The organism is Confluentibacter citreus, assembly GCF_002807055.1.
Taxonomy (GTDB): Bacteria; Bacteroidota; Bacteroidia; order Flavobacteriales; family Flavobacteriaceae; genus Confluentibacter; species Confluentibacter citreus.
The window spans coordinates 314258-333610 of the sequence record NZ_NIXN01000002.1 but is presented as its reverse complement, the minus strand read 5'-3'; the positions used below and the strand labels follow the sequence as shown (position 1 = coordinate 333610).

The window sequence follows — 19353 nt, the reverse complement described above, 5'->3', positions numbered from 1 at the left end:
TTATTTTTTTACAAGTTGCAAAGATAAACATTTGATTTGCGAATTACGAATTACGAATTACGAATTTTTGATTTTCAAATCTATCATTTGAGTATTTTTTTCATTCTATGGAGAATATGCTTGGCCCTTGATTTAAATGCGGCACTATGTGTTTGAAATTCCTGCTCTAAAATTTGCTTTAAATCATCATGAATCCAAGTGCTTTCTTGTCCGAAAAGAAATAGTGTTTCCATAGCAAATACTTTTGAGGCTACTTTATGTCTGTTAATCATCCAATCAAAACAGGTTTCTACAATACGTTCTTTATGTTTGGGAGAAAGTAATCTTTTAAAAGTGTTATTTTCTTTGGAATAATACGCTTTTGCTAAGAATTGACACACTTTAGATATAGGGCGAACGGCAGATTCTAAATGCACTCTATGAATATTTATAGTAAACGTATCCAAATGTGGAATGATGGCGTAAATATAATCTTCACAAACAAATTCAAAAACCCAAGCAGCATGGCAAGATATTTTATCATCTACATGAAATAAAATTTCAATAAGATAAGGAAACAATTCCATTTCATTTTTAACAAGTTGGGCACAGTTTAGACGGCTTTCCCGCGATGCGCTTACTTTTGCCAATTCATTATAAAATTCTTCTTTAGTCATCAATTTATTTTACTATTTTTAAACTTTAAATATAATAATCATGAAGATATTAAAAAAGGTACTAATTGCTTTACTTGTGATATTTCTTATTGCCCAGTTTTTTAGACCGGAAAAAAATGAAGGCAATATCACTTCCATGGATGCCTTTTATGCAGAGACCAACCCACCTGCCGAAGTGAAACGTATCTTAGAAGTTAGTTGTAACGACTGTCATAGCGATGTTACTAGATACCCTTGGTATAATAATATTACGCCTGTAAATTATTGGTTGGCAGATCATGTAAACGATGGAAAAAAGCATTTTAATATCTCAAAATGGGAGGGAACTTCAACTAAACGTAAAGACCATAAGTTCGAAGAACTTATTGAAATGGTAGAGAAAAAGGAAATGCCTTTGGATTCTTATACATGGACACATACGGATGCAAAACTTACCGACGCACAAATGGCCTCTCTTATAGATTGGGCTAAAAAAGTCCGTTTAAAATACAGTTTGGAGCCCCAACCTGAATAATGTTTTCCTAACTATAGATAGACTATAGTTGTAATTTTAGAGTTCAATTTATATAATAAAATACCGAAATTAGTGGCATCAAAAAAACTCTTGATCATTGGTTTTGTTTGGCCAGAACCCAAAAGTTCAGCTGCGGGTAGCAGAATGATGCAACTTATAGACATCTTTCAATCTCAAAACTACCAAATTACATTTGCCAGTGTATGTGCCAAAACCGACAATGCATTCAACCTTGAAGATATAGGAATAAACCAAGTTACGATAGAACTTAACAGTTCTAGTTTTGATGTGTTTGTAAAAAAGTTACATCCAGATATTGTGGTTTTTGATAGATTCATGACCGAAGAACAATTTGGTTGGCGGGTTACTGAGCAATGCCCGGATGCTTTACGGATTTTAGATACCGAGGATTTGCATTGTTTAAGAAAAGGTAGAGAAGAGGCACTAAAGCATAAGGTTTTGTTTGATAAATTTTATTTATTCAATGATACTGCAAAACGCGAAATAGCAAGTGTTTATAGATGCGATTTAACGCTTGTTATTTCAGAGGAAGAAATAGAGATATTAAAAAGCCAATTTAAAGTTAATTCGCATCTTTTGTATTACTTGCCATTTTTAACCGATGCAGTAGCAATGGAAACTAAGCGTCATCTGCCAAAGTTCAATGAAAGGGAACACTTTATCACTATTGGCAATTTTTTACACGCTCCTAATTACGATGCCGTTTTGTTTTTAAAAGAAGATATTTGGCCTTTAATTAGAAAAAGATTGCCTAAAACAGAAGTTCATATATATGGGGCATATGCTTCCGAGAAGGTACTTAAACTTAATAATAAAAAAGACGGATTTATCATTAAAGGATTTGTTGATGATGTTGAAACCGTTATGCAACATGCAAAAGTATGTTTGGCACCATTGCGTTTTGGTGCTGGATTGAAAGGGAAACTAATTGATGCCATGGTACATGGAACACCTTGCGTGATGACCACCATTGCTGCTGAAGGGATGTTTGGAAATTTTGAACCTAACGGTTTTATAGCCGATGATACCGAAGAATTTGCAAACAAAGCCATCGAGTTATATACAGGTAAAATTTTTTGGAGAGGTAACCAGAAAAATGGTTTTCAAATTATGAATGCTCGCTTTGATAAGCAACTGTTTGTTTTAGATTTTATATTTAAGCTAAACTCCATACAAAATAACCTTCAAGTACATCGTTTGGATAATTTTACAGGTCAAATGTTACAGTATCATACCCTGCAAAGCACTAAATATATGAGTAAATGGATTGAGGAAAAGAACAAATAAGACTTCAGAGGTAAGACTCTAGATTTTAGATATGAGATATAAGATTTTAGAATACACCTAATTCCAAAAGTCTAACAATCTAAGAAGTCCAACAATCTAGAAATCTAAGAAAGTCTAAGCTTCCACTTCACTTTTCTTAATTTTTCTGTAAGTAAAGGTGTTGAAAATGTTACGTTTCGCAAATCGTGTTAATGTGCCAGATTGGTAAAATTTTGTAAATAGGGCTTTGTTAACACCGAAAAACTCATACGTATTGCCGTCTAAAAAGGTTAATTCTAAAACCATGCCTTTATGTTGCCAGTCTATAATAGCGCTACTAATGGTTTCGTTGTATTCATCTAAATTTGCCGCTTTGGTTTCTGGAGCGATACTCACTAAAAAATGATAACCATCAATGATTTGTCTGCTCATTAATTCAGCCTCAACAGCTTTTTCATCACCTTTTTGAAACTTATCAGGATGCCATTCTTTCACTAAATTTCTATAAGTAGATTTTAGTTCTTTAAGATCAATGTCTTTTTCAACATTAAACAATTTTTTGTACTCGCCAATACGTTTCATGCGGTTGTTTTTTAAAATAAGGCGCGAAGATACTCTTTTTTAAGACACAAGACGCTAGACTATAGATAAAAGAATTGAGCTACATAACAGTATCTTAAAAGTTTGTGGTTAGTTAAAACCATTACGGTGTTAATCCCCTGGTTAACCAACCCCTTCTACTTGCTGTCGCTATCGCGTATGGTGTAATCCAAAACAAGCTAAAAGCGAAGAAAATACCATAGGTATGGGCTAAAAATGATTTGGACTTATGATGTTTGAGTGCATAAAAAATTACAGGAATAGTGTTAAAAATCAAGATCCCCATAAGCGTCGAACTTAAGAATAAAATCGGGTGTACGGCAATCATATATAACATGGAAATAACTAATGGATAAGCGGTTAAGATTCCCAACCACTGATTCATTAAAAGTATTCTTAAACCAACTTTCGAAGTTTCCCTAAAATTGGTAAAAGCAAAACGTGACATCATAATGTTTTCACGCACATTACTTCTTTCCCAACGGGTAAACATTTTTCGTAACCCACTAAATTTCTCAGGAATTTTGGTAAGCACCAAAGCATTTCGTTGGAACATCACGTGATATCCTTGTTTTAAAATCATGTTGGTCATCGCTCTATCCTCTCCTATATCTGTTAATTGCCCGAAAAAAGTTTGATTCATCCAGTCATTTAAGCAGGCCATTACAGCTTCCTTACGATATGCAGCTAAGGCACCAGGTGTACAAAGTACAGAACCCATAGTGCTTTGTGCAGCACGTATAAATTCAAAGCTAAAAGCAAAACTCACGTTTAGCATTTTAGGTATCAGTGCCTTTTTTGTATTTAGAACATGTACATTTCCTGCAACAGCGCCACAATATTTATTCACCTGAAGTGGACTTACCAAGTTTCTTAGTGTATCCTTTTTCACTAAAGAATCACTATCTACCGTTACAAAAACATCTCCGGTAGCTAAGTTAAAACCGCGGTAAAGAGCATGTCGTTTTCCTTTGTTTTGTGGTTGTTGGTAGATTGTTAATACATCACCCAATAATTCTTTGGCTTTGATCATCCATTGCCAAGTATCATCTTTGCTGCCATCATCAATAGAGATAATCTGTAGTTTTTCTTTAGGAAAGTCACTTTCGTACAAACTTACCAAGGTTTCATAAACCAATTTACCTTCATTATAAGCAGGCACAATAACGGTGCATTTTGGTAGTGCTTCGTCCGAAACCGAATCAATAGGTTTGTATTGTAAGTATTTAATAAAAAGAAATACTAAAAAAGATAATTTAAAGAAAAGTAACATTAATGTAATTATATAGAAAATGGTTCCTAACGTCGTGCTCAACATACTTGTGTGGAATTCATAAAAATCATCTTCCAATTCAAAAACTAAAAATACAGATCCAAACATAAGGAGATATGTGCTTGCAAAAACCACATAATCCGTAGGGTCTGAGGCAATCTTACCAATAAATCTTAATATGTTTTGTTTAATGGATGTTCTTTTTTTACGAAATGAAAGTTTATTTTTTCCAACATCTTCTCCTTTGCTTATATCTACAGATGTAGTTTGTGGTAAAATAGTTTTTGCCATAATTGAGGGTTTTTATAATAATAATACTATCTGCAAATACGTTGGGAAAGGATTTATGGACGTTATAAAGTTTTAAAATATGTCATTTAACAGACATTTAACAAGGGTTATGCCCGCTCTGGGTTCGCTGCGTTGATTTTTGAATTTGAGACTAGGATAAATAGTCAATAAAAAAAGCAGTGATAATTTAACTTAACGCATGCTACCTTTTTTATAGATTTGCATCCCAATAACAGTAGGATAAAAACAATTATGATTTCAGTTGATAATTTAGCAGTAGAGTTTGGTGGAAGTGCCTTATTTAGTGAGGTGTCTTTCACTATTAATGAAAATGATAAAATTGCCCTTATGGGCAAAAATGGCGCAGGAAAATCGACGATGATGAAGATTATTGCTGGTGAACAAAAAGCCAGTCGCGGTGGGGTTCGTTACCCCAAAGACGTCATCATTGCTTATTTGCCACAGCATTTATTAACGGAAGATGATTGCACCGTTTTTGAAGAAGCGTCTAAAGCCTTTACCCATATTTTTAAGATGCGTGATGAGATGGAACGTCTTAATAAAGAATTGGAAACGAGAACGGATTATGATTCTGATGAGTATATGAAAATCATCCAACAAGTATCTGATGTTGGTGAAAAATTCTATGCTTTAGAGGATGTTAATTATGATGCGGAAGTAGAAAAAGCTTTGCGTGGGTTAGGTTTTAAACGTGTAGATTTTACGCGCCTAACCAGTGAATTTAGTGGAGGTTACCGTATGCGGATTGAATTGGCTAAAATATTATTGCAAAAACCCGATTTAATTCTTTTGGATGAGCCAACAAACCACATCGATATAGAATCCGTTATTTGGTTGGAGGATTTTTTACTGAATAAAGCCAAAGCCGTGATGGTAATTTCACACGATAAAGCCTTTATTGATAACATTACCAATAGAACCATCGAGGTCACTATGGGGCGTATTTACGACTATAAAGCCAACTATTCGCATTACATACAGTTGCGAGAAGATCGGCGTACCCATCAAATAAAAGCTTACAACGAACAACAAAAATTTATAGCCGATAACATGGCTTTTATTGAACGTTTTAAAGGCACCTATTCGAAGACCAATCAAGTGAGCTCGCGTGAGCGTATGTTGGAAAAATTAGAAATTATTGAGATTGATGAAGTCGATACATCGGCCTTAAAATTACGTTTTCCGCCAGCACCACGTTCGGGAGATTATCCGGTGACGGTTAAAGATTTGTCTAAATCGTACGATGGCCATGTGGTGTTTAAAAATGCCAATATGTCCATTTCCCGCGGCGAAAAAGTGTCGTTTGTAGGTAGGAATGGAGAAGGGAAATCAACCATGATTAAAGCCATTATGGGCGAAATTGATTTTGAAGGTAAATGTGCGTTGGGACATAATGTAAAGGTGGGCTATTTTGCACAAAATCAAGCGTCTTTATTGGATGAAAACTTAACCATTTTTCAAACCGTTGATGAAGTTGCCGAAGGCGATATCCGTACCCAAATAAAAACCATTTTAGGAGGTTTTATGTTTAGGGGTGACGATATAGATAAAAAGGTGAGCGTGCTTTCCGGTGGGGAAAAAACCCGATTGGCGATGGTGAAACTCCTTTTAGAACCTGTTAATTTACTCATTCTGGATGAGCCAACCAATCACTTGGATTTAAAATCGAAAGATGTTTTAAAAGAAGCATTAAAAAACTTTGATGGCACGCTTATTTTAGTGTCGCACGACCGTGATTTTCTTCAAGGCCTCTCGCAAAAAGTGTTTGAGTTTAAAGACCAACGTGTTATTGAGCATTTTGAAACCATTGACGACTTTTTAGTAAGAAACCGCATCGAGAATTTAAAGCAGATTGATTTGAAGAAGTAAGTTTTTTTCTTAGTTGTATTTGTCTGAAAAAAATGATAGATTCGTTCGTCCTTATACTATCGGGATTGATATGAAATATAAATCATCAGAGTTGGCAACAAATATGAAAAAAGCAATATTGATTCTTGTAATATTCACTTGTGGGAATAGTTTATTTTCACAAAACAAACTTACCGAAACTGAAAAACTAGCAACAACAGCAAAAATTTGGGGCTTCTTAAAATATTATCATCCTGAAGTTGCTCATGGAAAATACAATTGGGACGAAGAACTTTTCAAAATTCTACCAGAAATAAAAAAGAGTGAGAACAAAGAGCAACTTTCTCAAATTTATATCGAATGGATTGACAAACTTGGGAAAATAGAAAAATGCAAAAAGTGTAATGACACTAACAAACTTGAATTTTTCAACAAAAACTTCGATTTAGGCTGGATAAATAATCACAATTTATTTACACAAGAATTGTCTGAAAAGCTAAAATTTATAGAAGAAAACAGGCATCAAGGTAAAAAATATTATGTTTCAGTACTTCACAAAAATGTTGGTAATGTTGATATTACAAATGAAATTGAATATAAGGATTTTGATTGGAATAACGAAAATTTGAGACTACTTGCAATATTTCGCTATTGGAATATTGTTGAATACTTTTTTCCTTACAAATACCAAACTGACATTAGTTGGAATGAAGTGCTAAATGAAATGATCCCTAAATTTTTGCATCCGAAAGACGAAATAGATTATCATCTTGCGATGCTTGAATTGGTTGTAAGTATTGATGACAGCCATGGTGGTTTTGCAACTGATAAAACAAATATATTTTTTGGATATTATTGGATTCCTGCACAATTTAATTTATTAGATAGCAAAGCTATAATAACTGGTTTCTATAACGATTCATTAGCAAAAATAGATGATTTAAAAATTGGTGATGTCATTACAAAAGTTAACAATCAAGAAGTTGGAACCATATTTGAGCAAAAAGAAAAGTACATAAATGCATCGAACATTTCTAGGAAAAAAGCGAGTGCATTTTATTCAATTTTTAATGGCTCGTCTGACTCCGTTGAAATTGAGTTTATTAGAAATAACAAAACTTATGTTAAATCAATAAAGCGCTATTTGTTTAAAGATTTTAATTACAAATTAGAAACCAAAGCTGAAAAATATAAAATCCTCGATGGTAATATTGGATATGTAAATATGGGAACAATAAAAATAAAAGAAGTTCCCGATATTATGGAAAATCTTAAAGATACTAAAGCCATAATATTTGACATAAGGAATTATCCTAATGGAACACTGTATTCAATAGCAAATCATATTACTTCAACAAGAAATGGTTTTTATAAAGTAACATATCCTGATTTGGATTATCCAGGAAAATTCATTTGGAGAGATGGAAACCAATGTGGAAAAAATGGCGAATTAAAATATAGAGGCAAAGTCGTTTTATTAGTTAATGAAAAATCTCAAAGTCATGCTGAATTTACAGCAATGTGCTTGCAAACTGGAGACAACGTTACAACAATTGGAAGTCAGAGTTCAGGAGCAGACGGAAATGTGAGCAGGATAGAAATGGTAGGCGGATATAAAACGGCAATTAGCGGAATTGGAATATTTTATCCCGACAATACAGAAACACAAAGGAAAGGCGTAAAAATTGATGTTGAAATTAAACCAACAATTCAAGGAATTATTGACGGAAAAGATGAAGTCCTTGAAAAAGCAATAGAATATATTAACAAATAGAAATACTGTTTTTAATTATTTTGATGTCTACTTTAGTGGGTATTAAAAAGAAATGTGTACACATTTCCAATAACCAATAAAATGAAATTCGACACGTATTTTCCAACCGACCCATTAAAACCCTACATCAAGTATTTTGTAGTGTCGGAGAATGCCTTGGAAAATGCATACAAAGTTTTTCTTACAAGAAATTCATTCTTAAAAGATTGACGATTTTCACCTAAATTAATTCGAGCTAATTTGTGTAATTCGTGGCAGATGAATATTTACTTCCCATTTTCAAATTCTTCAACAGATATGATTTGTTTTATAGGAAACACGGAAGGTCCAAATTGGTTAAACATAGGTACATCGGCAGCATCTCGTCCATAACCTACTGATACATAACCGCCTTTTTGTTCGGTTTGTGTGGCATCAAAAACATACCAGCGTCCGCCAACAAAGGCTTCAAACCAAGCGTGCATGTCCATCGGTTTTAAATTGTGCAAATAGCCCACGACCAAACGCGCTGGGATACTTAAACTACGGCACAAGGCAATACCCAAATGGGCTAAATCCCTGCAAACGCCCGATTGTCTATAATTAACTTCTATGGCCGAAATGGGATAGTCACTACTGCCAGGTATATAGCTTATGGTGTCTCGTAACCAAGATTCTATGGCAGCTACTTGGTCATAACCAGGTAATTTGTCGGCTGTTATATTATTTGCCAAATCACTAAACCGATCTGATTCACAATAGCGGCTTGGTAATAAATAATTCAACATCGCGTCAGGCAAATTCTGAATATCTACAAAAGGTGCACCGGGGTCAACGTCAATAAACTCAGCTGTTTTTACATCGGCTTCGGTGTAAATTTTAAACTCTCCTGATGGAGCTAAAATCCGTTGACATAAATTGCCAAAGGTGTCCGTATATTCATAGGCTTGTAGATTAGGTTCTATCTTGTAAATTTCTCGTGCTACCCATTGCTGGGCACCGCTTCTTGGGCGTAACATTAAGATAAAAGGGGTGGGTATTTCAATATCAAATACCAATTCGCAACTTACTTTTAACCACATAATGCTAAAGTGTCATAAAACCTGAGGGTTAGTAATAGAGGTTTTATCAAAAGTAGCTTATTTTAATATGAAAGATGTTAAATTATATTTATTAATTGTCACTCAAATTTGCTGTTGCAATAAAAAATAGTCTATAAAATTATTAAATATGACTTTGAGTTTTTTATTGATTTTTTGGCTTAAAGTAATCGTTAAAATATGATATTTTTTAGTTTTGGTAGATATAACAAAGCGTTACTCGAGCTTAAGGTCTATTTAGTCGATTAGCTGTTTGATAACTAAATTATTTTCCTATTTTTAGCAATTCAACTTCTAAATAAGTTATAATTCTGATGAGCAGATTTGGTGTTTCGGTATTGCTTTTTTGTTTTGTTTGTTTTCAATACGGGATATCTCAAAATATACCACCAACTATTAATGCTGTGGGGGACCAATATTATTGTCCCTTAACCCAAATACCTATAGTAACGGATTTTGATATTATTGATCCAGATGATTTAGAGATTGAAACATTTAGTATTCAAATTTCAACGGGATATATTAATGGAATAGATAGATTATCATTGATAGGGTCCCATCCAAATATTGTGACTTCTTGGAATCCCAACGAAGGCAAATTAAGATTTACAGGTGTGGGAGGTGCCGAAATGCTTTATACAGATTTGATAGCGGCAGTAAATGATGTTTTATATGAAAGTCTTAATTCGAATATTTCAGGTGAAAAGTTTTTTTCTTTTACTATAGGTGACGCCAATTATTTGCCATCCACGGGGCATTATTACGAATATGTTTCGAGTCCAGGGATTACCTGGTCTGATGCAAGAATCGCTGCTGCTAATAGAACTTATTTTGGTTTACAGGGTTACTTAGCAACTATTTCAAGTCCTGAAGAAGCTCAGCTCTCGGGAGAACAGGCTGGTGGAGCGGGTTGGTTAGGAGGAACCGATGAAGAAACGGAAGGTGTATGGAAATGGGTCACAGGGCCTGAAGCAGGAACGATTTTTTGGAACGGTTTAGCAAATGGCACCACGCCAAATTATGCAAATTGGAATAATAACGAACCAAATCAATTTGGTGGAGATGAAGATTATGTACATGTCACTTTTGGTGTTGGTACCCCAGGTACTTGGAACGATTTGCCCAATATAGGAGGTGTAGGCAATTATTTTCCGCAAGGCTATATTGTGGAGTATGGTGGTATGGCTGGTGATCCGGAGGTTAATATATCGGCAAGTACAAAAATTACAATACCCTCCATCACACTAACTACTGGGGCCACTAGATGTGGAGCCGGGATATTAACTTTAGAGGCGCAAGCATCCATAGGTACTGTTGAATGGTTCAATTCCGCAAGTGGAGGTTCTTCTATACATTCAGGAAATACATTTGAACCTAATATCAATACTACGACAACATACTATGTTATGGCTTTTTACAATGGTTGTACAGAAGGAATTCGAGTACCGGTAACTGCCAGGATCAATCCAATTCCTAGCATTACTTCTACAACAGATGAGCAAGTATGTGATAGTGGTACAGCTATTTTAAGGGCTACGGCAGATATGGGGACTATAACTTGGTATGATTCATTAATAGGAGGAACTGAGGTGGGCTCAGGAAATGCATTTACTACGCCTTTGGTCACCAATACAACAACATTTTATGTAGACGCTACATTAAATGGCTGTACAACAATTAATAGGTCTGCTGTTACTGTGACGGTTCAAAAAACAGCAATTCCTACAGGAAATTCGTTGCAAACGTTTTGTGATAAAGACAATGCCACCGTGAATAGTTTAGCAGTCATAGGAACCGATATTTTATGGTATGATGTTGTAACTGGAGGAGCACCATTGAATCTTTCAGGAGTGTTGACATCCAAAACCTATTACGCCACCCAAACCGAATTAGATTGTGAAAGTAATTCAAGAATGGCAGTTGATGTCATTATTTATGATACAGTGATCCCATTACAAAGTTCAGAGATACCAACACTTAGGGCTTGTGATACCGATTTGGATGGCGATGACACGAATGGCTTTACTGAATTTGATTTAACATCACATGAATCTATTTTACTGAATGGGAATGCTGCTTCCGATTTTCAAGTAAATTACTTTTTAGATGCCGCTTATACCAATCAAATCTTAAATCCAAGCACTTTTGTAAATACGGTTCAGAACAATCAGGTTATTTATGCGAGAATGAATAATAATCTAGATACAACTTGTTATACCGATACGTCTTTTTCGATTTCAGTGGATGCATTGCCTGTTATACAATCGTCAGTCATATTTAGAAACTGTGACGAAGATGACAATCCAAATGGCTTCACTGATTTTAATTTAAATGAAGCTAATGATATCATCACCAATGGCAACTCAGTGAATTTGGATTTTACCTATTATCTTACTTATCTTGAAGCAGAAGCTGGAGAGAATGCCATAAGCCCAGTACCTTTTAACAATGCAACAGCAAACATTGTTTATGCCCGTGTAGAAAATGCTAATGGATGCTACAGGGTTTCTACAATAAATTTAGAGGTTTCTACCACTTCATTGGATGATGATTATATGCAGGAATTAGATTCCTGTGATGATGATGCTGTAATTGACGGATTGCATGAATTTGATTTAACAGTGGCGTCGCAAGGCTTTATAGATGAATTTCCGGGAGTACAAAATCTAACGGTGCATTATTACAGAAATTTAAACGATGCCCAATTGGAACTCAATGAAATTACAAACCAAACCAATTATGTAAGTGAAGTACCTTTTTCGCAAGTATTATATGTTAGGGTAGAAAGTGAAGATAATGGGGATTGTTTTGGTATTGGACCGCATTTAACCCTAACGGTTTATCCGCGTCCAGAATTTGAGGTAGAACAGTCCGAGGTCTATTGTTTTGATAATACCCCCATAACCTTATCCACATTTAATCCACAAGGGGCTTACACTTATGAGTGGACCGATGCCAATGGTATCATTGTGGGTGAAATGCCAACGGTTACATTAAGTGAGCCAGGTACATATACCGTTATTGCCACATCAAGTTTTGGTTGTGAATCTTTTCCTGTTGTGTTTCCTGTTGTTGAGTCTGCTATCGCCAATATTACTTTAGATGATGTTACCATTGTGGACGTTTCGGATAATAATTCCATAACCATTGACACCACTAATCTTGGTATAGGGGATTACGAATTTTCGTTAGATGATAGTTCAGGCCCTTACCAAGACCAACCTGTTTTTAATAATGTTGGAGCAGGGGTACATACCATTTATGTACAGGATAAAAAAGGTTGTGGTATTGCAAGCTTGGAAGTTTTTGTGCTAGGATTTCCCAAGTATTTCACACCAAATGATGATGGCTATAATGATACATGGAACCTCGAAGGCTTGAGTGATTTGTTTACCCAAGATTCCAAGATTTTAATTTTTGACCGCTACGGCAAGTTAATCAAGGAATTAAATCCGAGGGGAGCGGGTTGGAATGGCACGTTTAATGGACAACAGCTAAGTGCGACGGACTATTGGTTCATGGTAGATTTGTATGATGTAAATGGAAACAAAAAAACCTATAGAGGCCATTTTAGTTTGATTAGATAGCCCGTTTTTTAATTAAATCCTTAAGTTTTGAAACGCCAATGGTTGCTATTTCAGCAATAACAGTTAGGTTTTGTCTGCTACTTAAGGCGGGTTTTGGGTCTATGTAAAAAATGGGTGTATTTGCTGGTACATAATGCATCAAACCTGCCGCAGGATATACTTGCATGGAGGTGCCAATTATAATTAAAATATCTGCTGTTTCGCATATGCGCATGGCATGGTCAATCATAGGTACGTCTTCACCAAACCATACAATATGCGGACGTAATTGATGCCCTTTTTTACAAACATCACCTAAAAGCACATCGTTTTTCCATTCTAAAATATCATTGGTATCAAAAGTGCTTCGTACTTTAAGTAGTTCACCGTGTAAATGAATCACATGGGTACTTCCAGCACGCTCATGCAAATCATCAACATTTTGGGTGATGATGGATACTTTATAATCACTTTCAAAATTAGCTAAATCGATGTGGGCTTGATTAGGATTTACTTCAAATAATTGCCTTCTGCGTTGGTTGTAGAAATTTAAAACCAACTCTGGGTTTCTTTCAAAACCTTCGGGAGTAGCCACGTCCATAACATCGTGCCCTTCCCATAAACCATCAGCATCTCTAAAGGTTTTAATACCACTTTCAGCACTTATGCCAGCTCCAGTTAGTATGACTAGATGTTTTTTCATAATATAAATATAATACATTCTGTCATTGCGAGGAGGCACGACGAAGCAATCTGTTTGTTTTCTGTTCTTTTCATTCACGAGATTACTTCGGTCTCCCGATAACTATCGGGATTCCGTGTAATGACAAAAACTTTATTAATTTTGACATATGATTGACATAAAACTTTTAGAACATTTAGAAACCTATTTAACCGATTCCCGTAAGGAAAAATTTAAAAAAGTGCTCTCACAGCGTACCAATCATTTTACGGTAGCTACAGAAGATGTGTATCAATTGCATAATACCAGTGCCGTAATTCGTACTTGTGATGTCTTTGGCATTCAAGAAGTACAAATCATAGAAGAGCGCAATACCAAACGTATTGATAGGGAAATTGCCATGGGCGCACAAAAGTGGGTGGATGTGAATCGGTTTCATTCGGTTGCCGATTGTATTGCAAACATGAAACAAAAAGGCTATCAAATTGTAGCCACCACGCCGCATACCAATGATTGTGAACTGCATGAGTTTGATATTTCTAAAAAGTCCTGTTTTTTCTTTGGAAGGGAAGTAGAAGGACTTTCTCAAGAAGTATTGAAAGTAGCCGACTGTTTTTTAAAAATCCCCATGGTAGGGTTTACGGAAAGTTTAAATATTTCAGTATCTGCAGCTATTATTTTGCAACAGGTGACTTCCAAATTAAGGCAGTCAAATATTAATTGGCAACTATCAGAAAACGAAATTCTTGAAAAACGTTTTGATTGGGCTAAAAAGAGCATGAGAAGTTATGAAGATATTGTAAAAAATTTTTATGAGTCTTAAAAATGATTATATTTAAGGGTTAAATAACTCTCTCTAATATGATTTTCCTGTTCGCTATTTTATTTATAGCTTTAGTATTCTTTTTATTGGTTATAGCGGCTCCTAAAAAATTTAATATTAGTAGAAATATTGTCATTTGTAAACCCGCAAACGAGGTTTTTGAATATTTAAAGTTCATTAAAAACCAGGATGATTGGTCGCCTTGGAAAAAGAAAGACCCTAATATGAAACAAAGTTTTCAGGGGGTCGATGGCAAAATCGGTTTTATTGCTAAATGGGAAGGCAACAAAGATGTAGGTTCTGGAGAACAGGAAATTACACGTATTGTTGAAAATGAAGTTATTGAAACTAAGCTAAGGTTTTATAAACCTTGGCATTCAGAATCGGATGCTTATATAAAAATTAAAGGCTTGGATAAATACAATTCAACCATTGTAACATGGGGCTTTTCTGGAAGAAACAAACCGTTATCCAATATTTTTTTCTTATTCTTTAATATGGAGAAAGCCGTAGGTGATGATTTTGAAAAAGGTTTGGAAAATTTAAAAAAAATGTTGGAAGAATAAGTTGGATTATTTTGTCAAAAATGCTTCAGGAATTGGGTTATCCCTAGTTTCTTGGGTCCAATATAAATTGATTATCCACCAACGTTTGCCATCATTCCACAACTGAATGCTATTAATGCCTCTCATAAATGGTTTTTTGTCGGTAACATTATAAAAACATTCGTACGTACTAAACACGTGTGCCATGTTACCAAATGTATTCACGGTTCTATGAATTTCCTTTTCAAAAAAACCGTTTGTTTCCAACCACTTACCAGAATTTTTAATGTAGTCATCTGGCTTCATATAGCTTATTTTGGTTTCACCATTCACATCTTTGCCAGCAGCAATTAATTTGGCATCAGGGTGAAATAAATATTTAAACTGGTTCCAATCCCGCTTTTTGCCTATTTCACCAGAAATAACATTGTAAAGCGTTTTTATGGTATTATCCATAGTTACAACAGAGGTAATGTCAACTGGGTTTTTGGTTGTTTTTTCTTGGGCATTTAAAGTGACCGAGAAAATAATTAATATGAAGTAGATAAACGATTTCATTTATTTAAATATTTTTTTAACGCGATCTAAATCCCGTTTATTATCTCGGTCTTTGATGGTTTCACGTTTATCGTATAATTTTTTACCTTTTGCTAAAGCAATATCGACTTTTGCAAAGCCTTTCTCATTGATAAATAATCGTAAAGGAATAATAGTAAGTCCGCTAGTTTGCACCTCTTTCAGTAACTTTTTAAGTTCTTTTTTGCTTAAGAGTAACTTTCTTTCGGCCTTTGGTCGGTGATTGTAATAATTTCCAAAGGCATATTCTTCAATAGTCATATTAATTACAAATAGTTCACCTTGTTCATTAAACTCACAAAAACTTTCGGCAATAGAGGCCTTGCTACTTCGTATGGATTTTATTTCGGTGCCTGTTAAAACAATACCAGCGGTGTACGTATCTATGATTTCAAATAGAAAACGCGCCTTTTTATTTTGTATGTTAATATTTTTTTGCATGGGGCACAAAATTACACAAATTTATGAGTTTTTAAATGAGAGTTGCTTCCGAAAAAATAATTTAGACGTTAAAGCAGGTAATAATGCTGTTGGGTTAGAGAAAATACATTTATTTTAGCAGAAGTCTTTAGCGTTATTTATGAAAAAAGCGATTCTATTTATATCTTTTTTATTGATGTTGGTGTCTTGTAGAAGCGTTAAAAATTACAATGCTCAAATAACGAATTTACATCCTGTAACCGATTTACGAAATGATGTAGATAAATTATACAAACAATTACAAAAGCACCATCCAAGATTGTATCAATATACAAGTAAGGAGGTTTTGGATTTTAAGTTTGATAGTTTGAAAAGTTCTATAACACAACCTATGGATTCCCGTGAATTTTACAAAAAATTAGCACCGGTGGTTAGTTATGTTAGGCAAGGTCATATTTCCGTAGGTTCTGCAAATAAGCGATATACTAGAAAAGAGTCTAAGAAACTAAAAAAACAGAAGTTTGAGTTTTACGATTTAGAGTTCGACTATTTACAGAACAAACTTTGGGTTATGAGTGTTAAAGGAAACGACTCCGCTTTGGTAGGTAGTGAGGTGATTAAAATTGAAAACGACTCCATACCCAATTTAATAAAGACCTATAAAAATCGTTTTTCTTCTGATGGTTATAATGTGACCTTGCATGATCGATCAGTTGGAAAATATTTTTCTAGTTTTTATTTCAAGGATAAAGGGCTTAAGGATAGTTTACATATTTCTTTCAAGAACAAAGATTCCATGTTTACAAAAACATTCAGGCGTATACTAAAAGAAGAACCAACTAAAAAGGCCGATTCAAGTGCCCTTTCAAAACCTAAAAAGTTAACGAAGGCAGAAAAAGAGGCTTCCAGATTAGCGTTAAAGCAAAAGAGAAAGTTTAACAGAAAGCATGGATTTATAGCTGAAACAAAAAATTATACTCGGAATTTCAGCTTTATGGAAGAAGATAGTACCGTGGCGTATATGAACATTCGCAGTTTTACAAACGGTAAGTATAAAAAATTCTACAGAGAAAGTTTTCTTAAACTGGATTCTGCAAAAACTAAACATTTGGTTTTAGATTTAAGGAATAATGGTGGTGGTAGAATATCAGAAATCGATTATTTGTATTCATATCTAGCCAACACAGAATACAAATTTCTGGAAGATAGTGAGGTTAATAGTCGTACCCCATTTTTAACAGCAGCAATGAGTAATACAACCCCTAATAGTTTAAAAGTGTTGTCGGGCATAGTATCACCATTTGTCGTTATTCATAACCTCATTAAAACAAAAAGGAGAGATGGTAAATTATATTATAGATTCAAGTATACGAAACCAAAAAGCCCAAGACCAAATCATTTTACGGGAGATATATATGTGCTTATCAATGGGAATTCGTTTTCGGCTTCTTCTTTAATTTCAACACATTTACAAGCCACCAACCGAGCTGTTTTTGTTGGTGAAGAAACAGGCGGCGCTTACAATGGTACTGTGTCTGGGATTTATAAAATTTATGAACTGCCAACCACAAAACTAAAAATAGGCATGGGTTTAATGCAGGTTGATGCCCCTTATAAACAAACGCCAGATGGTTATGGGGTAAAACCTGATGTAACCATATTGCCGACTTGGGAAGATGTGTTTTTAAAAAAGGATGTAGAGTTGGAATGGGTGTTAAATCACATTAATGAAAAAAGAAAATAAGCCTTAATTAATATTATAAATTCACTTTATAAATCGGTGTTTTTTATTGCCTTCACATAAAACATTTGTATTTTTGTGTTTCATTTTTTAATCAACGAATATCAAAATAATACTATGAATTCATATGATGTAGCCATAATAGGCTCGGGTCCAGGAGGATATGTTGCAGCCATACGTTGCGCTCAATTAGGCATGAAAACGGCCATAATAGAAAAATATGCTACCCTTGGCGGTACCTGTTTAAATGTAGGGTGTATACCAAGTAAAGCACTTTTAGATTCTTCCCACCATTATGAAGATGCCGTAAAACATTTTGAAGAACATGGTATTGATATTCCGGGCGATATTAAAGTGAATTTAGAAAAAATGATAGCCCGTAAACAATCTGTTGTCGATCAGACAGTTGGAGGGATTGATTTTTTAATGAATAAAAATAAAATTGATGTGTATCGTGGTGTAGGCAGTTTTAAAGATGCTACACATATTACTATTTCTGGTGATGAAACTACTGAAATTGAAGCGAAGAACACCATCATTGCAACAGGTAGTAAACCATCCAACTTGCCATTTATCCATTTAGATAAGGAACGTATTATTACGTCTACCGAAGCGTTGAAACTTAAAGAAATACCAAAACATTTAATCGTTATTGGCGGTGGTGTGATTGGATTGGAACTCGGACAAGTTTACAAACGTTTGGGTTCAGAAGTGACTGTTATTGAGTATTTAGATAGAATCATCCCAACGATGGATGCTGGCTTGTCTAAAGAATTAACGAAAGTATTGAAGAAACAGAAATTCAATATCAATATTTCCCATAAAGTAAAATCTGTTGAGCGCAAAGGCAATGAAGTTATTGTAAAGGCAGATGATAAAAAAGGTAACGAAATAGAATTTAAAGGCGATTATTGCTTGGTATCGGTTGGTCGTCGTCCTTATACAGACGGACTAAATGCAGCTGCTGCTGGTGTGAAGGTAACAGACAGAGGACAAATAGAAGTCAACGACCATTTACAAACATCGGCTAAAAATATTTATGCGATTGGCGACGTGGTAAAAGGCGCCATGTTAGCGCATAAAGCGGAAGAAGAAGGTGTTTTTGTTGCTGAAACGATTGCTGGACAAAAACCGCATATTGATTATAATTTAATTCCAGGCGTGGTTTACACATGGCCAGAAGTCGCCAGTGTTGGAAAAACCGAAGAGCAATTACAAGAAGCAAAAGTAGAATATAAAGTGGGTTCTTTCCCAATGCGTGCATTAGGTAGAAGTAGAGCGAGTATGGATTTAGATGGCTTTGTAAAAATTTTAGCAGATAAAAAAACAGATGAAATTTTAGGCGTACACATGATTGGTGCACGTGCCGCAGACATGATTGCAGAAGCCGTTGTGGCTATGGAGTTCAGAGCCAGTGCCGAAGATGTATCCAGAATGTCGCATGCTCATCCAACATTTACGGAAGCTATTAAAGAAGCTGCTTTAGCCGCTACAGGGGACAGAGCTTTGCATATGTAACATTCCCGCGAAGGCGGGAATCTCATCATAACAAAAAAGCAAACCTATTAGGTTTGCTTTTTGTTTTGTCAAACTATAATGTTCATTTTTTATAAGTCATCGGCACTTTTTTGGAACAAATTATAATTTCTAAGAGTTA

Annotated in this window: 17 protein-coding genes; 10 read left to right on the top strand and 7 right to left on the bottom strand. The window is 34.8% G+C overall.

The genetic code is table 11. The features are described 5' to 3' along the window. Window positions 1–83: 83 nt before the first annotated feature. On the bottom strand, window positions 84–656 hold the full coding sequence (locus CDH49_RS07230) for an adenylosuccinate lyase (RefSeq protein WP_100614821.1): 573 nt from the start codon (window positions 654–656) through the stop codon (window positions 84–86). A 40-nt stretch (window positions 657–696) separates the two neighbouring features. On the opposite strand from CDH49_RS07230, the gene CDH49_RS07225 reads away from it, so the two are divergent. Then, a complete protein-coding gene (locus CDH49_RS07225) occupies window positions 697–1170 on the top strand; it encodes a heme-binding domain-containing protein (protein WP_100614820.1) in 474 nt (157 codons plus the stop codon). A 72-nt stretch (window positions 1171–1242) separates the two neighbouring features. Further along, complete coding sequence (locus tag CDH49_RS07220) at window positions 1243–2478, top strand: glycosyltransferase (RefSeq protein WP_239970608.1); 1236 nt, start codon at window positions 1243–1245, stop codon at window positions 2476–2478. 114 nt (window positions 2479–2592) lie between these two features. On the opposite strand, the gene CDH49_RS07215 is transcribed toward CDH49_RS07220, so the two are convergent. Both CDH49_RS07215 and CDH49_RS07210 read right to left on the bottom strand, forming a co-directional pair. Next, window positions 2593–3039, bottom strand: a complete 447-nt coding sequence (locus tag CDH49_RS07215) for a KTSC domain-containing protein (RefSeq protein WP_100614819.1) — start codon at window positions 3037–3039, stop codon at window positions 2593–2595. A gap of 121 nt (window positions 3040–3160) precedes the next feature. Then, entirely contained in the window at window positions 3161–4621 is a 1461-nt protein-coding gene (locus tag CDH49_RS07210) for a glycosyltransferase (protein WP_100614818.1), read from the bottom strand. 252 nt (window positions 4622–4873) lie between these two features. On the opposite strand from CDH49_RS07210, the gene CDH49_RS07205 reads away from it, so the two are divergent. From CDH49_RS07205 to CDH49_RS15870, 3 genes are all read left to right on the top strand, one after another. Continuing rightward, window positions 4874–6511 (top strand): ABC-F family ATP-binding cassette domain-containing protein, encoded by a 1638-nt coding sequence (locus CDH49_RS07205; protein WP_100614817.1) that lies wholly within the window; start codon window positions 4874–4876, stop codon window positions 6509–6511. Between the two features lie 70 nt (window positions 6512–6581). Further along, window positions 6582–8264, top strand: coding sequence for a S41 family peptidase (locus CDH49_RS07200; RefSeq protein ID WP_157805281.1), 1683 nt, complete (start codon window positions 6582–6584; stop codon window positions 8262–8264). Between the two features lie 81 nt (window positions 8265–8345). Beyond that, entirely contained in the window at window positions 8346–8474 is a 129-nt protein-coding gene (locus CDH49_RS15870) for a hypothetical protein (RefSeq protein ID WP_262496611.1), read from the top strand. Window positions 8475–8530: 56 nt separating this feature from the next. Here CDH49_RS15870 and CDH49_RS07190 read toward each other — a convergent pair whose 3' ends face one another. Beyond that, window positions 8531–9325, bottom strand: a complete 795-nt coding sequence (locus CDH49_RS07190) for a transglutaminase domain-containing protein (RefSeq protein WP_100614815.1) — start codon at window positions 9323–9325, stop codon at window positions 8531–8533. 332 nt (window positions 9326–9657) lie between these two features. On the opposite strand from CDH49_RS07190, the gene CDH49_RS07185 reads away from it, so the two are divergent. Then, window positions 9658–12930, top strand: a complete 3273-nt coding sequence (locus CDH49_RS07185; protein WP_100614814.1) for an Ig-like domain-containing protein — start codon at window positions 9658–9660, stop codon at window positions 12928–12930. On the opposite strand, the gene CDH49_RS07180 is transcribed toward CDH49_RS07185, so the two are convergent. Further along, complete coding sequence (locus CDH49_RS07180) at window positions 12923–13612, bottom strand: SIR2 family NAD-dependent protein deacylase (RefSeq protein ID WP_100614813.1); 690 nt, start codon at window positions 13610–13612, stop codon at window positions 12923–12925. The genes CDH49_RS07185 and CDH49_RS07180 overlap by 8 nt on opposite strands. A gap of 148 nt (window positions 13613–13760) precedes the next feature. Here CDH49_RS07180 and CDH49_RS07175 point away from each other — a divergent pair, with 148 nt between their 5' ends. After that, window positions 13761–14414, top strand: coding sequence for a TrmH family RNA methyltransferase (locus CDH49_RS07175; RefSeq protein ID WP_100614812.1), 654 nt, complete (start codon window positions 13761–13763; stop codon window positions 14412–14414). Window positions 14415–14452: 38 nt separating this feature from the next. Further along, entirely contained in the window at window positions 14453–14980 is a 528-nt protein-coding gene (locus CDH49_RS07170; RefSeq protein WP_100614811.1) for an SRPBCC family protein, read from the top strand. A 6-nt stretch (window positions 14981–14986) separates the two neighbouring features. Here the strand turns inward: CDH49_RS07170 and CDH49_RS07165 are convergent, their stop codons facing one another. Both CDH49_RS07165 and smpB read right to left on the bottom strand, forming a co-directional pair. Then, on the bottom strand, window positions 14987–15517 hold the full coding sequence (locus tag CDH49_RS07165) for a hypothetical protein (RefSeq protein WP_100614810.1): 531 nt from the start codon (window positions 15515–15517) through the stop codon (window positions 14987–14989). Next, window positions 15518–15976: an SsrA-binding protein SmpB gene (smpB, locus tag CDH49_RS07160; RefSeq protein WP_100614809.1), complete on the bottom strand. Its 459-nt coding sequence runs from the start codon at window positions 15974–15976 to the stop codon at window positions 15518–15520. Window positions 15977–16115: 139 nt separating this feature from the next. On the opposite strand from smpB, the gene CDH49_RS07155 reads away from it, so the two are divergent. Together CDH49_RS07155 and lpdA are read left to right on the top strand one after the other, a co-directional pair. Continuing rightward, window positions 16116–17699, top strand: coding sequence for a S41 family peptidase (locus CDH49_RS07155; protein ID WP_100614808.1), 1584 nt, complete (start codon window positions 16116–16118; stop codon window positions 17697–17699). Window positions 17700–17813: 114 nt separating this feature from the next. Continuing rightward, the gene (lpdA, locus tag CDH49_RS07150) at window positions 17814–19214 is read left to right on the top strand and encodes a dihydrolipoyl dehydrogenase (RefSeq protein ID WP_100614807.1); all 1401 of its coding nucleotides are present in this window, start codon (window positions 17814–17816) and stop codon (window positions 19212–19214) included. Window positions 19215–19353: the final 139 nt, after the last annotated feature.

What these genes read in the sequence shown, in the direction of transcription:
- smpB (WP_100614809.1), bottom strand. Translation starts at nt 15,976, where the DNA reads ATGCAAAAAAATATTAACATACAAAATAAAAAGGCGCGTTTTCTATTT.
- CDH49_RS07225 (WP_100614820.1), top strand. Translation starts at nt 697, where the DNA reads ATGAAGATATTAAAAAAGGTACTAATTGCTTTACTTGTGATATTTCTT.
- CDH49_RS07180 (WP_100614813.1), bottom strand. Translation starts at nt 13,612, where the DNA reads ATGAAAAAACATCTAGTCATACTAACTGGAGCTGGCATAAGTGCTGAA.
- CDH49_RS07215 (WP_100614819.1), bottom strand. Translation starts at nt 3,039, where the DNA reads ATGAAACGTATTGGCGAGTACAAAAAATTGTTTAATGTTGAAAAAGAC.
- CDH49_RS07170 (WP_100614811.1), top strand. Translation starts at nt 14,453, where the DNA reads ATGATTTTCCTGTTCGCTATTTTATTTATAGCTTTAGTATTCTTTTTA.
- CDH49_RS07190 (WP_100614815.1), bottom strand. Translation starts at nt 9,325, where the DNA reads ATGTGGTTAAAAGTAAGTTGCGAATTGGTATTTGATATTGAAATACCC.
- CDH49_RS07200 (WP_157805281.1), top strand. Translation starts at nt 6,582, where the DNA reads ATGAAATATAAATCATCAGAGTTGGCAACAAATATGAAAAAAGCAATA.
- CDH49_RS07230 (WP_100614821.1), bottom strand. Translation starts at nt 656, where the DNA reads ATGACTAAAGAAGAATTTTATAATGAATTGGCAAAAGTAAGCGCATCG.
- CDH49_RS07165 (WP_100614810.1), bottom strand. Translation starts at nt 15,517, where the DNA reads ATGAAATCGTTTATCTACTTCATATTAATTATTTTCTCGGTCACTTTA.
- CDH49_RS07175 (WP_100614812.1), top strand. Translation starts at nt 13,761, where the DNA reads ATGATTGACATAAAACTTTTAGAACATTTAGAAACCTATTTAACCGAT.
- lpdA (WP_100614807.1), top strand. Translation starts at nt 17,814, where the DNA reads ATGAATTCATATGATGTAGCCATAATAGGCTCGGGTCCAGGAGGATAT.
- CDH49_RS07205 (WP_100614817.1), top strand. Translation starts at nt 4,874, where the DNA reads ATGATTTCAGTTGATAATTTAGCAGTAGAGTTTGGTGGAAGTGCCTTA.
- CDH49_RS15870 (WP_262496611.1), top strand. Translation starts at nt 8,346, where the DNA reads ATGAAATTCGACACGTATTTTCCAACCGACCCATTAAAACCCTACATC.
- CDH49_RS07210 (WP_100614818.1), bottom strand. Translation starts at nt 4,621, where the DNA reads ATGGCAAAAACTATTTTACCACAAACTACATCTGTAGATATAAGCAAA.
- CDH49_RS07155 (WP_100614808.1), top strand. Translation starts at nt 16,116, where the DNA reads ATGAAAAAAGCGATTCTATTTATATCTTTTTTATTGATGTTGGTGTCT.
- CDH49_RS07185 (WP_100614814.1), top strand. Translation starts at nt 9,658, where the DNA reads ATGAGCAGATTTGGTGTTTCGGTATTGCTTTTTTGTTTTGTTTGTTTT.